Here is a 14,247-nt window from a genome sequence, read left to right on the forward strand (position 1 = left end):
CACGGCGAGCGCTGATCTGAAAAACCGCAGCTCGGCGATAGCGGAGCTGCGGTTGGATACATGTTGACGCTTATGTAGCGCTGCATCTCTCAGTACAGGATTGCTGCGCGGTCGGGATGCTGGAACCTGATCAAGCCAGCGGCCTGTCCTCTTCAGAGTTCTTCAAACAGCAACGATTACCTGTCACCCAGCCACAATCCGCAACACATCATCCAGCAACGCGGCCGCAGTCACTTCGGCACCCGCGCCCGGTCCCTGGATCAACAACGGCTGTTCGCGATAGCGATCGCTACTGATCGCAACGCGGTTATCGGTGCCGGCACCACCGGCCAGCGGATGATCCAGCGCCAACTCGCGCAGGCCGACGCTGGCACCATGCGCATCCACGCGACCGACAAAACGCAGGCAACGCCCTGCGGCACGCGCTTGCTGCCAACGCGCGCCCACGACCTCGTCCAGCGCGCCCAGCTGTGCATCCAAGGCGTCAAGCGGCACCCGCGCAATACTTGCGGGCACAAGCGATTCCACATGCACCTGCTCGGCCTCCAGCTGCCAACCTGCGGCGCGCGCCAGGATCAGCAACTTGCGCCGCACATCCTCGCCGGACAGATCGATACGCGGATCCGGCTCGGTGTAACCGGCCGCCATCGCCTCGCGCACGCACTCGGAAAACGCGCCGCTGCCGTCATAGCGATCAAACAGCCACGCCAGCGATCCGGACAACACGCCTTCGATCGAATGGATATGGTCGCCGCCCGCCACCAGCGCGCGCACGCTGCTGAGCACGGGCAGCCCAGCCCCCACCGTTGCGCTATCGCCATAGTGCGCACCGCTGGCGTGACGCGCCGCGTGCAACGCCTGCGCCCGCGACAACGCGGTGCCCTGGCCCAACTTGTTGGCGGTGACCACGTGCACACCACGCAACAGCCATTCCACATGCCAATCGGCCACCACGTCGCTGGCAGTGGCGTCCACCAGCACATCGCCGGCACGCAGCGCAGCGGTCTCGGCCCACGGCTGCAACACGGCCTGGCCGCGCGGCGCTGCATTGGCCTGCTGCAATGCCTGCTCCGCACTGGTGCCGCAGTCGTGGGCAATGCGCGAATTGGCCAGCCAATCGAAGCGCGGCAGGCGCAATTGACGTTCCTGCAGCGCGGTATAGCGCGTCACGAACGCGCGCCCCACAGTGCCGGTGCCCAGCAAGGCCAGACGTGGCGTCGGTGTCACCGCAGCCGCCGAAGCGCGACGCGAAGCAGGTAGCACAATGCTCACGCGTCGACCTGTTTGCGGCTTGCGGTGGTCAGCGTCGCTTCGGCACGTGCCAGGCCGGCGCGCAGATCGATCAACAGATCCTCAGCCGATTCGATCCCGATCGACAACCGCAGCAGCCCGTCGGAAATCCCGGCCGCAGCGCGGGCTTCGGCGGTCATCGCCGCATGCGTCATCGAGGCCGGATGCGCGATCAGGCTTTCCACACCGCCCAACGACTCGGCCAGGGTGAAGTACCGCAAGCCATCGACAAACGCGCGCACTGCAGCTTCGCCACCCTCCAGCTCGAAGCTCATCATCGCGCCGAAGCCCTTCTGCTGACGCGCGGCCAGCGCGTGCCCCGGATGCGACGCCAGGCCTGGGAAATACACTTGATTGACCGCCGCATGCCCGTCCAGCAACGCAGCGATCGCGTCGGCGTTTTCCTGATGCACGCGCAGGCGCGCATCCAGCGTGCGCAAACCGCGCAGGGTGAGGAAGGCATCGAACGGCGAACCGGTCAGGCCCAACGCATTGGCCCACCACACCAGCTGCTCGTGCAGCTCCGCGTCGCGCGCAACGACCGCACCACCCACCACATCGCTATGGCCGTTGATGTATTTGGTGGTGGAATGCAGCACCAGATCGGCACCGAATTCCAGCGGCTTCTGCAGTGCCGGCGACAGGAAGGTATTGTCCACCACCGTCAACGCGCCAACCTTCTTCGCCGCTTCGATGACGAAGCGCAGGTCGGTGATGCGCAGCAGCGGATTGGACGGGGTTTCGATCAGCACCAGCTTGGGCGAATGCGCCAGTGCATCGGCCAGCGAGCGCGGGTCGGTGAGGTCGGCGGTGATCAGCGCGAAGTGGCCTTTCTTGGCCAGCGCGTTGAACAGGCGCCAGCTGCCGCCGTAGGCATCGTGCGGCACCACCAGCGTATCGCCCGGTTGCAGCAGCGCGTTGAGCACCAGATTGATCGCGCCCATGCCGGTGGAGGTGATCACCCCGCCGGCGCCGCCTTCCAGTTCGGCCAGCGCTTCGCCGAGCAGATCGCGGGTGGGATTGCCGCTGCGCGTGTAGTCGTACTGGCGCTTGTTGCCAAAACCATCGAAGGAGAAGTTCGACGACAGCACGATCGGCGGTGTTACCGCGCCATAGGCAGTGTCGCGATCGATACCGGCGCGGACAGCGGCAGTGGCAGCGGTACAGGGGGCGTCGGTGGGGTCACGAAAGCTCATGCGGTTTCTCCGGTGATGCGAAGGGCAGTGGTGAGGATCGCGTCGATGCGATCGATTTCTTTCAGAAAGGCGTCATGGCCATACGGCGAGCGCAGCACGCGCAGACTGCCGCGCGGCCCCAAGCCTTCGACCAGCGTGACCAGGTCGGCCAGCGGCACCAGACGGTCGCCCTCTACTGCAACGACAACGGTGGGCACGCGCACTTGCGCGGGGTCGATGCGATGCAGGTCGATGGATTCGGACAACCTCAAATAGGCATTCACCGGCGTGCGCGCCACGTATTGCGCGCCCGCAGCATCCAGATAGTCTTCGGCTGCCACACGCACGCGGCCGTTGATCACTTCCGGAGGCGCGTCGAAGCGCTCGCTGAATTCTTCCGGCGTGCGGTAGCTGAGCATGGCGAACTGCCGTGCCAGCGCCAGCCCATGATTTTCTGCGCACTGCAGCTGGCCTAGCGCCACCGCGCGGCGCTGCAGTGCGCGCCAGGCAGCGGCATACGGATGCGCGCGATGCGCACCGCTCACTGCCACCAACGTGCCAACACGGGCGGCATGGCGGGTGGCGAATTGCAGGCCGACCAGGGCGCCATACGAGTAGCCGACAAAGCCATGCAAACGCGCGATGCCCAGCGCATCCAGCAGCGCGGCGATCGCATCGGCCTGGTCGGCGGTATCGATCGGCGCATCCAGCGTGCCGTCGGCGCCGAGAAAGTCGAATGCCAACAGCCGGCGCGATGCCGGATCCAACGCGCGGCCCGTACCAACCAGGCCATCCACCCAGCCCTTTTCGGGAAACAGACCGCTGGCGGCCAGGTGGCGATGTGCAGAGATCCCGCCGGCCACGAACACCACCGGCGCATTGGCCGCGCCAACCAGCTCATAGCGCAGCCGCAGCTCGCGCATGCCGGCATGCCGCATCGGCAGCGCGATGACAAGATCGCCGCGCACGGCAATCAAACCGTCATCGGTGGCGGCGGGCGTATAGGCGTAGTCGGTAGTAGAGGGCGATGCTGTATTCACGAGGCTCATGGCGATATCCGGGGTGGATCGGCCATCGAGCTTCGCGGGAGCTCGCGTTCGACGTGCACAAGGCACAAATCGAACCATCTTTCGGCGGACACGCGGGTCCCCGCAGGATTTGGCACCAAACGCGGGCGCTTGCGCGCTCCGCTGGCTGCCCCGGCATCAAAGGGCCTGTCCCTCCGCCGGTCTCGATGGTGAGGCTACGATGCCACCGCCTTTTTGCGATGTCAATCTCTTCATGCGGATGGAAAGATATATTTTCATCCGATACCACTGCAGCGTGTGATGCGCCGCATACTGACGCCTCTCCCGTCCGAGCCGATCGCGTGCCCCACCACGTGTCTCGCACTGCCCTGCGCGTCCTTGCATCGGTCTTGATGACCCTGCTGCTGGCTTGCGCTGCACCTGCCAGCGCCCAGCAGCGCTGGCACTGGCCCGGTGCTGCGGCGGCAACCCCGTCTGGAACTTCGGCAACCCCGCCTGTACCTGACGCCGGCGACACAGGCCCCTTGCTCCAGCTCGAATGGCAAGCGCCGGCCTATCTGACCTGGGTCGGCAACCCGCTGGCCGGACCTGTGCAGGTGCGACTGAGCGCACCGCCCAGCGAGGACTACCGCGCCGTGCCGCAGTTACCGTTGACGGTAGAACTGGCTGCGCACGAACGCCGCCTGCTCGCCCGGCTGTATCCGGCCAGCAACCAGCGCGCCCTGGGCGGGCTTGGACTCAAGCTCGACGTCGTGCCCGGCGACCCACAGGCGCGCCCGCAGCCCGTGCGCTACCAACTCCCGTTCCGCGATGTGCCGGTGCAGGTGGACCAGGGCTTCGGTGGGCACTTCAGCCACACCGATGCGCCCAACTGGTATGCGGTGGACTTCGCGCTGCCGCACGGCACTCCGGTGCTGGCAGCGCGCGATGGCGTGGTCATGCAGGTGCAGCGCGACAGCAGCGAAGACGGCCCGCATGGCCCGGCTGCCGGTGGCGGCAACCTGGTGCGGGTGCTGCATGCCGACGGCAGCATGGCGGTGTACGCGCACCTGGCACCCGATGGCGTGGCAGTGCGCGCCGGCCAGGTCGTGGCTGCCGGCGAGCGGCTGGGCAGCTCGGGCAATACCGGTTTCAGCACCGCCCCGCACCTGCATTTCGCGCTTCAGCGCAATGCCGGGATGCAGCTGATCTCGCTGCCGTTCCGAATGATGGGCCCGCAAGGCGAGCTGAAGTTTCCATCGCCGGCGCCCTGACCCGCAGGCGCCAGGATGGTGCGTCGCCATGGCCGACTGGCTCGACCCGGTCATGAAAGGCGTGCCGGAGCGAAGCGGCTATAATTACCGGCTTCCTCAGTTTCCGCAGGCGTCCGACCGGGCGCGCCCAGCCCATGTCCGACGTCTCCAACGAAGCCGCGCGCCGCCGCACCTTTGCCATCATTTCCCACCCCGATGCGGGCAAGACCACGCTGACCGAAAAGCTGCTGCTGTTCGGCGGTGCGATCCAGATGGCCGGCTCGGTCAAGGGCCGCAAGGCCGCCCGCCATGCCACCTCGGACTGGATGGCGCTGGAAAAGGAGCGCGGCATCTCGGTGACCTCCTCGGTGATGCAGTTCCCGTACGAGGGCAAGGTGATCAACCTGCTCGACACCCCCGGCCACGCCGACTTCGGCGAGGACACCTATCGGGTGCTGACTGCGGTGGACTCGGCGCTGATGGTCATCGACGTGGCCAAGGGCGTGGAAGAACGCACCATCAAATTGATGGAAGTCTGCCGGCTGCGCGACACCCCCATCATGACCTTCATCAACAAGCTCGATCGCGAGGGCAAGAACCCGATCGATCTGCTCGATGAAGTGGAAACCGTGCTCGGCATCCAGTGCGCGCCGGTCACCTGGCCGATCGGCATGGGCCAGCGCCTGAAGGGCGTGGTGCACCTGATCACCGGCGAGGTGCACCTGTACGAACAGGGCCGCAACTTCACCCGCCAGGATTCGACCATCTTCCCGTCGGTGGATGCGCCCGGCCTGGTCGAGAAGATCGGCACGCAGATGCTGGCCGAGCTGCGCGACGAACTGGACCTGGTGCAAGGCGCCAGTAATCCTTTCGACCTGCAGGCGTATCGCGCCGGCAAGCAGACCCCGGTGTTCTTCGGTTCGGGCGTCAACAACTTCGGCGTGCAACCGCTGCTGGACTTCTTCATCGAGCATGCACCGCCACCGCAGGCGCGCGACACCACCGGCCGCCGGGTCGAGGCGACCGAGGCCAAGCTCAGCGGCTTCGTTTTCAAGATCCAGGCCAACATGGACCCGCAGCATCGCGACCGCGTGGCCTTCATGCGCGTGTGCTCGGGCAAGTTCACTGCCGGCATGAAGACCCTGCACGTGCGCAGCGGCAAGGACGTCAAGTTGGCCAACGCGCTGACCTTCATGGCCTCCGATCGCGAGATCGCTGCCGAAGCCTGGCCGGGCGATGTCATCGGTATCCATAACCACGGCACCATCTCCATCGGCGACACCTTCACTGAGGGCGAATCGCTGTCGTTCACCGGCATTCCCAACTTCGCACCGGAACTGTTCCGCCGCGCGCGCCTGCGCGACCCGCTCAAGCTCAAGCAGCTGCAAAAGGGCCTGGCGCAGCTGTCCGAAGAAGGCGCCACGCAGTTCTTCCGCCCGTTGATGAGCAACGATCTGATTCTTGGTGCGGTGGGCGTGCTGCAGTTCGACGTGGTGGCCTACCGGCTCAAGGACGAGTACGGCGTGGATGCGATCTTCGAACCGGTGGGCGTCACCACCGCGCGCTGGGTGCATTGCGACAACCCGAAAAAGCTGGAAGAGTTCCGCGAGAAAAATGCCGGCAATCTGGGCATCGATGCGGCCGGCCAGCTGGTCTATCTGGCACCGACCCGGGTGAATCTGCAGCTGGCCCAGGAACGCGCGCCGGACGTGCGCTTTTCCGCAACGCGCGAACATGCGCATGCCAAGGCGATCGATTGACCGCTGCTTGAACCGACGCATGAAAATGCAACTGCTGGCGATGCGAATTGCTCGCAGTTACGGTACATTTTTGGCATGAACGCAGACGCCTCCCCCTCGACCGACCTGCGCGACGAGATAGCCAGTGCCGTGACCCACGGCCTGGGCGCAATTGCCGCATTGGCCGGCGGTTCGGTGCTGATCACGCTGGCCGCCATTTATGGCGACGGCTGGCAGCTGGCCACCTCCATCGTCTTCAGCGCCACCCTGGTGCTGCTCTACGTCGCCTCTACCTTGTTCCATGCCATCCCGCATCCGGGTGCCAAAGCACGGTTGCAGATACTGGATCACTGCGCGATCTATCTATTGATCGCCGGCACCTATACGCCGTTTACGCTGATCAATCTGCGCGACTCCTGGGGTTGGGGATTGTTCGCCGCCATCTGGACGATTGCCGCCGCCGGGGTGATCTTCAAACTGTTTTTCACCGGACGCTTTCGCCTGCTGTCCACGGTGCTGTATCTGGCGATGGGCTGGCTGATCCTGGTCGCGATCCAGCCCCTGTTACGCTCGGTCGATACCTGGTCGCTGTGCTGGCTACTGGCCGGCGGGCTCTTCTATACCTTGGGTACGTATTTCTATCAGCGCGACACCCAACGCTATTTCCATGCGATCTGGCATCTGTTCGTGCTTGCCGGCAGCGCTTGCCACTTTGTCGCGGTGATCGCGCAAGTGGTGTGATCTGTGCAGGTGCTGTGATAGACGATCGATCGCGCGTTCGCGCGCCGTGCACGAGGCATCGCCAACCATGGCCCGCGTGAACACTGTGACCAACACCTCTGCTACGCCCCCTCCCCGCACATCGCGTCGTCGACGCTGGTTGATCGGGTTCGGCATCGCCGCCGTCCTTGTGGTGATCTTCGTGTTGCTGTTCGAGTGGAACTGGCTACGTGGCCCGGTCGAGCGCGTGGTCAGTGCCAAGACCGGTCGCGAATTTCATCTAGGCTATCTGGATGTGAAACTGGGCCGCACCACCACCGTGCGTGGTAACCGGCTGAGCCTTGCCAATGCGCAGTGGTCCAAGCGCGGCCCGATGGCCGAACTGAATTCGGCCGAGATCGATGTCGAGTTATGGCCATTGCTGCGCGGCAATGTGCGCTTGCCGGAAATTCGTCTGGATCATCCGAAGGTACTGCTGGAAGCGGGCGACGACACGCACCCGGGCAACTGGGTGTTCGATCAGGACGATGGCGACGGCACGCTGCCACGGCTTGGGCGCCTGCTGGTCCACAACGGGCGGCTGCAATATATCGATGCCGCCAACCGCTCGGATGTGGATGTGGCGATCAACAGTCTCGCACCGCCCAGCAGCGATCAGCGTGCAGCACCGATCGGCATCGACGGCAAAGGCCGCTGGAAGGGCTACCCCTTCACGCTCAAGGGCGACACCGCTTCGCCGCTGGAGCTGAGCCAGAGCGAGCATCCCTTCCGCATCGATCTGCGCGGCAGCGCCGGCGCCACCCGGACGCACGTACGCGGCACGCTGACGAATCCCTTCCAGTTCCAGGTCTTCGATCTGCAGATGGCGCTCAGCGGTCAGGACATGCAGGATCTATATCCGTTGACCGGCGTCGCCATGCCGTCGACGCCGCCGTACAAACTCGACGGACATCTGCGCCGCAACGGCGAGATCTGGCGCTACGAAAAGTTCACCGGCACCGCTGGCGACAGCGATCTTGCCGGCACTGCCGAAGTGGATCTACGTAACAAGCGTCCGTTCCTGCGCGCGGATCTGGCCTCGAAACGCCTGGATTTCGACGATCTGGCCGGCTTCATCGGCGCGCCACCGAAGACCGGTACGAATGAATCGGCAAATGCCGAACAGAAAAAACAGGCTGCACAACTTGCCGCCAGTGCGCGTGTGTTGCCCAGCACGCCCTACGACTTGTCCAAACTGCGCGCGATGGATGCGCAGGTGCGTTGGCGCGCACAGCGCATCAACGCACCATCGTGGCCGCTGGACGACATGGATGCCTCGCTGACGTTGAAGGACGGCCTGTTGCAATTGGACCCACTCAACTTCGGCGTTGCCGGCGGCGATATCCGCTCCACCATCCGCATGGATGCGCGCAACGAAGTGATCACCACGCAACTCAAGGCAGGCCTTCGCGGTATTCGGCTGGATCAGCTATTCCCCGACACCGCGCTCGCAAAACAAGCCTCGGGCGCCATCGGTGGCGAGTTCGATCTGCGTGGTCGCGGCAACTCGATCGCCGCGATGCTCGGCACCGCCGATGGCACGATCGGCGTTGGCATGGGCCGGGGTCATGTGGGCAACCTGATCATGGAGCTGGCCGGCCTGGACATTGCCGAGTCGCTCAAATATCTGTTCACCAAGGATCGTCAGATTCCGGTGCGCTGCATCTTCGGCGACTTCGGTGTGCAAGAAGGCCTGATGCAATCGCGCGCCCTGGCCTTCGATAGCACCGACACCATCATCATTGGCGAAGGCAGCATCAGCCTCAAAGACGAAACGCTGGATCTGCTGCTTCGTCCGCGTCCGAAGGACCGCAGCATCCTGAGCCTGCGCTCGCCGCTGCGCATCGGCGGCACCTTCAAAGACCCCAGCTTCCGGCCGGACTTCAAAGCATTGGGACTGCGCGGAGCGCTTGCCGTCGGCCTGGGCATGATCGCCCCGCCCGCAGCATTGCTCGCAACCTTCGAACCGGGCCCCGGCAAGGACAGTGACTGCGGCGGCAAGTTCGCAAAGTAGCCCAACTGCGCGACTTGAAGTGGCCAACAAAACAGCTCGAGCGCTGTATGCAGTGCGGCAGAATCTTCGCCGCACTCGCCTTCGCTGACGAGTGAAGTGTCGGAAATAGCGGTGACCTCGGTCGAATCGAACTGAGCTGAGCAGATAGCACCGTCATCGGACGCCCACGCAGCGGGCATTACTCGACCACGCACACCGACCATCTCCACTGGCCCTTGCCCGCCCACCGTCGCGGGACCTTACGCGGCATGGATGCCGCGTAAGAGCCTACACGGACGTACTTGCGGCGTGTCCCGCGACGGTGGGCGGGCAAGGGCCCTGCAGCCAAGTCGCAGATCATCCGCTCTAGAACCGAGCCATCCGCACCGTTCAATCCCCTAGCAAGCCGGACGAGAGCTGCAGCGCAGTTTAAATGCTCCCAAACCCAGCGGATCGCGGGCGCGACACTCTCACTGCTTGCCGGACACGCGGTACATCCATCCATGCAGCTCCATGACGGCATCCATGCCGCTACAAGGTCCCGCAAGCGCTGAGAACATCGCCCTTTGCAGCGTGGTCGTGTACTGATGGCAACCACAAAGCCGGCCGCGCCAACCTAGCGGTGAGCGCAGTAATTTTTGTAGCCACCCTGAGCTGGCAAGGCTTCAGCCAGCGCGGCGTTAGCTGGCGATATAACGCTGCAACTGATCGATATCGCGCTGCTGGTTCTCGATCACCGCCTTGACCAGATCGCCGATGGAAATCACCCCGTGCACGCGGCCGTTTTCGACCACCGGCAGATGCCGGAAGCGTCCATCGGTCATCAATTGCATGCAACGGTCTACCGTGTCCGATGGCGATACTGTCACCACTTCGGTGCTCATGATCTCGGCAACGCTGGTGGTCGATGAGGCCCGATCGCGCAATACCACTTTGCGCGCGTAATCGCGCTCGGAAACGATGCCAGTCAGGCGCGGCCCGTCCATCACCAACACCGCACCGATGCCCTTCTCGGCCATCAAGCGGATCGCCTCGATCACTGCGGCGTCGGCCGCAACCGCAAACACCTCAACCTGTTTGGTCCCCAACAGCTGTCGTACGGTCTGCATGGCCCGCTCCGCGCTTGGTCTGGTGATCGCAGACTACTCCCACCGCGCCGCAGTGGGTATCGACCAGATACAGCGGGCGCTGCTTGGCCTCGTCATACAACCGGCCCAGGTATTCACCGATCAAGCCCAACGCAATCAGCTGGATCCCGCCCAGAAACAGGATCACCGACATCATGGTCGGCCAACCCGCCACCGGGTCGCCCAGCAAGGCCGCCTTGATCACCACCCAGCCACCGAACAGGAACGCCACCAGTGCGGTCAGCAAACCGAGATAGGTAGCCGCGCGCAACGGCACCGTGGAAAAACTGGTGATGCCATCCAGCGCGAAATTCCACAATCGCCACACGGTGAACTTGCTGCGCCCCGACAGCCGCGGCGCACGCCGATACGGCAATGCCACCTGGCGAAAGCCAACCCAGCCAAACAGCCCTTTCATGAAACGGTGGCGCTCGCGCAGCTGCTGCAAGGCCTGCACCACACGCGGCGACAACAACCGGAAATCCCCGGTATCGGCGGGAATCGGCGTGCGCGACAATTGCCGGATCACCCGATAGAACGCATGCGCCGCACCGCGCTTCAACCAGCTCTCGCCCTCGCGGCAAATCCGCGTGCCGAAGATGTTGTCGTAACCGGCACGCCATAGCGCAACGAATTCCGGAATCAACTCGGGCGGGTCTTGCCCATCGGCATCCAGCAACACCACCGCGCCCGGCAGCACATGGTCCAACCCTGCGGAGATAGCCACTTCCTTGCCAAAATTACGCGACAGCCGCACCGCGCTCACCTGTGCATCGGTCTCGACAAGTACCTGCAACACATTCCAGGTGCCATCGCTGCTGCCATCGTCGACATACAACACGTGCGTCTGCAATCCGCTCAAGCCCGCCAGCACCGCGCACAACCGCGGGTGCAACAGCGGAATGCTGGCCTCTTCGTTATAGGCCGCAATCACCACCGTGAGGCGCTCTGCTGCAACCGGCAATTGCGCTGAATCGAACGCGCTCACGCTCATGGCGCCTGCAGATACGCGGGGCCGCCCAACTGGCGCGCCTGTCGCTGAATCCATGCGGTGCGCCGCTGCACAAAGGCCCCGGGGCGGCGTGCGTCATAGCGCCGTGGCGAAGGCAGCACCGCCGCCAGGCGCGCCGATTCGCCTGGCGACAGCCCCGCTGCATCCTTGCCCCAGAACTGCCGGGCAGCGGCTTGTGCGCCATACACCCCATCGCCAAATTCGGCCACGTTGAGATACACCTCCAGAATGCGCTGCTTTGGCCACAACAACTCGATCAGCACGGTGTACCAGGCCTCCAACCCTTTGCGCACCCAACTGCGGCCTTGCCACAGGAAGACATTCTTGGCGACCTGCTGGCTGATCGTGCTCGCCCCACGCACGCGCCCACCGCGCGCATTGTGATCGCGCGCCTTCTCGATGGCCTGCAGATCGAAACCGTGATGCACCGGAAACTGCTGATCCTCCGCAGCCACCACCGAAATCGGCAGGCTGACAGCAATCTTGTCGTAGTCGCGCCATTGCTGATGCAGCGAAAAATTCCAGTCGCCTTCGCCCCAGGCTTCCAGATAGCGGCCCACCATCATGCTGCTGATCGGCGGATCGACCACCCGCAGCACCAGCACCTGCACCACGCTCGCGGCGGCGAACAACAACGGTGCCGCCAACACCCAGCGCAGCCAGCGCCGAGCGCGCTGCGGTGGCGCTACCTGCTTGCCATCCAATGCATCCGTCCCCATTGTTTGCTACGACCTATTCATCCCGATGCCTGCCGCATTATCCGGCAACCGGCGTCCCTTACGTCCGATGTTCCCATGACCGATCACGATCAGCTTTCCCGTTTCCTGCTGCCTGCCGCCGGCGTGCGCGGCGTCCACGTGCGCCTGACCCAGGCCTGGCACGACATCCAGGGCGCAGTCGACTACCCGCCCGCCGCACGCCAGTTGCTCGGCGAAGCCGCAGTGGCTGCGGCATTGTTCACCGGCCATACCAAGGTCGACGGGCGCCTGTCGGTGCAATTGCGCGGCAACGAGACGTTGCGCACCTTGTTTGCCGAATGCACCGCCGCCGGCACCTTGCGCGGCATCGTGCAACTGGCCGATGGCGCCGATGCGCCGGCTGACCTGCGCGAACTTGGCGAAGCCGCCCTGCTCGCGATCACCATCGAAAACCCCGGTCTGGACCCGCGCGAACCGCAGCGCTACCAGAGCCTGGTCGGTATGCAGGCCCCGGATCTGGCCGAAGCCTTCGAAACCTATTTTCACCAGTCCGAACAGTTGCCGACCCGCCTGTTGCTGGCCGCAGGCCCGGACCAGGCGGCCGGCCTGTTGCTGCAGAAACTGCCCGGCGACGAGGGCGACAACGACGGCTGGACCCGCATCGGCGCGTTGTTCGACACCCTGGGTGCCCCGGAACTGCTGTCGGTGGCTGGCGAAGACCTGTTGCACCGTCTGTTCCACGAAGAAGAGCCGCAGTTGCTCGGCGATAAGCCGCTCAGTTTCGGCTGCTCCTGCTCGCGCGAGCGGGTCGCTTCGATGCTGCAGTCCCTGGGCGAAGAAGAAGCCCGCGCAGCGGCGGAGGCCACTGGCGAAGTCGAGGTGCGCTGCGAGTTCTGCGGGCGTGAGTATCACTTTCCGTTGACCGCCCTCGACGTACTTTTCAGCGCAGCGCAAGCCTCGCTGGAAGCGCCGGAAAGGTTGCAGTAGAAAGGTTTGACGGGTGCGTTCTGGGGAACGCACCCACTTGTTAAATAATCATAAACACCCTAGCATTCTCGTCGCCCGCTCTCGGGAACTTAACAACTCCTCCTGGGTCTGAACTCTGGTATGCGACACCTCCTGCGCCTTCCGCTCGCTTTGCTGGTTGCCCTTGCGGCAGCCACGGGTGTGCACGCGCAGTCGGCCGCCTCCCAGCAGCTGCGCGAGAGCACCATCCTGCCGGTGTGGAACAAGGGCAGCGGCAAGGTGGAAGCGTTTCTGTATCTGGAGCCCACCGGCGAGCAAAAGGCCGGCGCACGCTGGCACTTCGGACGCAATTCGCTGGATGCGGCCTTCGGCCTGACTTCGGGCGATTCGCTGGGCCTGATCTGCAACAGCAGCCGCGGCACCAACATCAACGGTCTGGCCAGCCATTGCCTGCTTGCCGGCATCGGCGACGAAGAAGACGACAGCGCTGCCGCATCGCGCCGGGTCTCGGCCACGCTGGGCTTCAACCGTGCTGGCGCCCGCGCTGGCGTCACCGCCGGCACCGGCCGCGACACCTTGCCCGCCTGGTTGATCGGCGCCGGCAAGGCACCGTTGACCCGCGTCGAACAGAACGACCTGACCGTGTTCGGCCAGAAAAACATCGGCCGCGAAGGCTTCGTCTCGATCGGCGGCACCTATGCCCGCGCGCGACTGGTGCCCTTGGCAGACGTCTCCCCGGCCATCGCAGACCAGTGGGACACCAAGACCCTCAGCGTCGGCGGCGGCTACGGCGCCTTCAGTGCCAACGTCATCGGCCGCGTGGTCGATGTCCCTGGCCAGCCGGAAAAATGGGAAGGCTTGGGCCTCGGTCTGACCTGGCGCACCCCCTGGAGCGGACAGTTGACAGTCGGCGCTGAAAATGTCATCTCCCGCGGCAAAAATCCCTTCGCTCCGAACAACGAAAGCAATAACGACGGCACGATTCCGTATGTTCGGTACGAACAAGACCTGTAAGCCACTGATTCAAAAGAGCTCCACCAGAGCGCCACCGGTTCGTCGCCGGTGGCGTCTTTCGTTCTGGATGTTGCCGCGCATATCTGTTTCACGCCTTTCTTCTTTTTCGTTAACGGGACTTTAATTCTTCGCGCAACGCATATACCATCGGTTCACCCTGACGTTTTGGATCCGCTTCTTTCGGAACCCCCGACAGGCAAACAACCCTTGGCAG

General features: G+C 64.3%; 12 protein-coding genes and 1 riboswitch. Of the genes, 6 read left to right on the forward strand and 6 right to left on the reverse strand.

The annotated features are described in order from the left end of the window. Nucleotides 1-183 precede the first annotated feature (183 nt). From NYR97_RS01495 to metX, 3 genes are read right to left on the reverse strand one after another with little or no spacing between them, the layout of a single operon-like run. Nucleotides 184-1,272, reverse strand: coding sequence for a homoserine dehydrogenase family protein (locus tag NYR97_RS01495; protein ID WP_316696272.1), 1,089 nt, complete (start codon nucleotides 1,270-1,272; stop codon nucleotides 184-186). After that, nucleotides 1,269-2,486 (reverse strand): O-succinylhomoserine (thiol)-lyase, encoded by a 1,218-nt coding sequence (locus NYR97_RS01500; RefSeq protein WP_316696274.1) that lies wholly within the window; start codon nucleotides 2,484-2,486, stop codon nucleotides 1,269-1,271. Before NYR97_RS01500 ends, NYR97_RS01495 begins: the two co-directional genes overlap by 4 nt. Beyond that, nucleotides 2,483-3,514 carry a homoserine O-succinyltransferase MetX gene (gene metX, locus NYR97_RS01505; protein ID WP_205394134.1) on the reverse strand — a complete coding sequence of 344 codons (1,032 nt, stop codon included), beginning with the start codon at nucleotides 3,512-3,514 and terminating at the stop codon, nucleotides 2,483-2,485. Before metX ends, NYR97_RS01500 begins: the two co-directional genes overlap by 4 nt. A 71-nt stretch (nucleotides 3,515-3,585) precedes the next feature. Then, nucleotides 3,586-3,706: riboswitch (SAM riboswitch) on the reverse strand. Between the two features lie 128 nt (nucleotides 3,707-3,834). On the opposite strand from metX, the gene NYR97_RS01510 reads away from it, so the two are divergent. The 4 genes from NYR97_RS01510 to NYR97_RS01525 all read left to right on the forward strand — a co-directional run bounded on the left by NYR97_RS01510 (nucleotide 3,835) and on the right by NYR97_RS01525 (nucleotide 9,237). After that, a complete protein-coding gene (locus tag NYR97_RS01510) occupies nucleotides 3,835-4,746 on the forward strand; it encodes a M23 family metallopeptidase (RefSeq protein WP_316696277.1) in 912 nt (303 codons plus the stop codon). 134 nt (nucleotides 4,747-4,880) lie between these two features. Continuing rightward, a complete protein-coding gene (locus NYR97_RS01515) occupies nucleotides 4,881-6,485 on the forward strand; it encodes a peptide chain release factor 3 (RefSeq protein WP_074057972.1) in 1,605 nt (534 codons plus the stop codon). 75 nt (nucleotides 6,486-6,560) lie between these two features. Further along, nucleotides 6,561-7,205: a PAQR family membrane homeostasis protein TrhA gene (gene trhA, locus NYR97_RS01520; protein WP_023904694.1), complete on the forward strand. Its 645-nt coding sequence runs from the start codon at nucleotides 6,561-6,563 to the stop codon at nucleotides 7,203-7,205. A gap of 67 nt (nucleotides 7,206-7,272) precedes the next feature. Beyond that, complete coding sequence (locus NYR97_RS01525; RefSeq protein WP_425613022.1) at nucleotides 7,273-9,237, forward strand: AsmA family protein; 1,965 nt, start codon at nucleotides 7,273-7,275, stop codon at nucleotides 9,235-9,237. Nucleotides 9,238-9,896: 659 nt separating this feature from the next. Here NYR97_RS01525 and NYR97_RS01530 read toward each other — a convergent pair. From NYR97_RS01530 to mtgA, 3 genes are read right to left on the reverse strand one after another with little or no spacing between them, the layout of a single operon-like run. Beyond that, nucleotides 9,897-10,325, reverse strand: coding sequence for a CBS domain-containing protein (locus NYR97_RS01530; RefSeq protein WP_205394130.1), 429 nt, complete (start codon nucleotides 10,323-10,325; stop codon nucleotides 9,897-9,899). Continuing rightward, on the reverse strand, nucleotides 10,285-11,337 hold the full coding sequence (locus NYR97_RS01535) for a glycosyltransferase family 2 protein (RefSeq protein ID WP_425613023.1): 1,053 nt from the start codon (nucleotides 11,335-11,337) through the stop codon (nucleotides 10,285-10,287). The genes NYR97_RS01530 and NYR97_RS01535 overlap by 41 nt, the downstream gene beginning before the upstream one ends. Next, entirely contained in the window at nucleotides 11,334-12,074 is a 741-nt protein-coding gene (gene mtgA / locus NYR97_RS01540; RefSeq protein WP_316696282.1) for a monofunctional biosynthetic peptidoglycan transglycosylase, read from the reverse strand. Before mtgA ends, NYR97_RS01535 begins: the two co-directional genes overlap by 4 nt. Before the next feature lie 75 nt (nucleotides 12,075-12,149). Between mtgA and hslO the strand changes: the two genes are divergently transcribed. After that, entirely contained in the window at nucleotides 12,150-13,040 is an 891-nt protein-coding gene (hslO, locus tag NYR97_RS01545) for an Hsp33 family molecular chaperone HslO (protein ID WP_205394127.1), read from the forward strand. Nucleotides 13,041-13,193: 153 nt separating this feature from the next. Next, nucleotides 13,194-14,033, forward strand: coding sequence for an XOO1806 family protein (locus NYR97_RS01550; RefSeq protein ID WP_043889850.1), 840 nt, complete (start codon nucleotides 13,194-13,196; stop codon nucleotides 14,031-14,033). Nucleotides 14,034-14,247 lie beyond the last annotated feature (214 nt).

This window comes from Xanthomonas hydrangeae (assembly GCF_032697525.1).
GTDB classification, from domain to species: Bacteria; Pseudomonadota; Gammaproteobacteria; order Xanthomonadales; family Xanthomonadaceae; genus Xanthomonas; species Xanthomonas hydrangeae.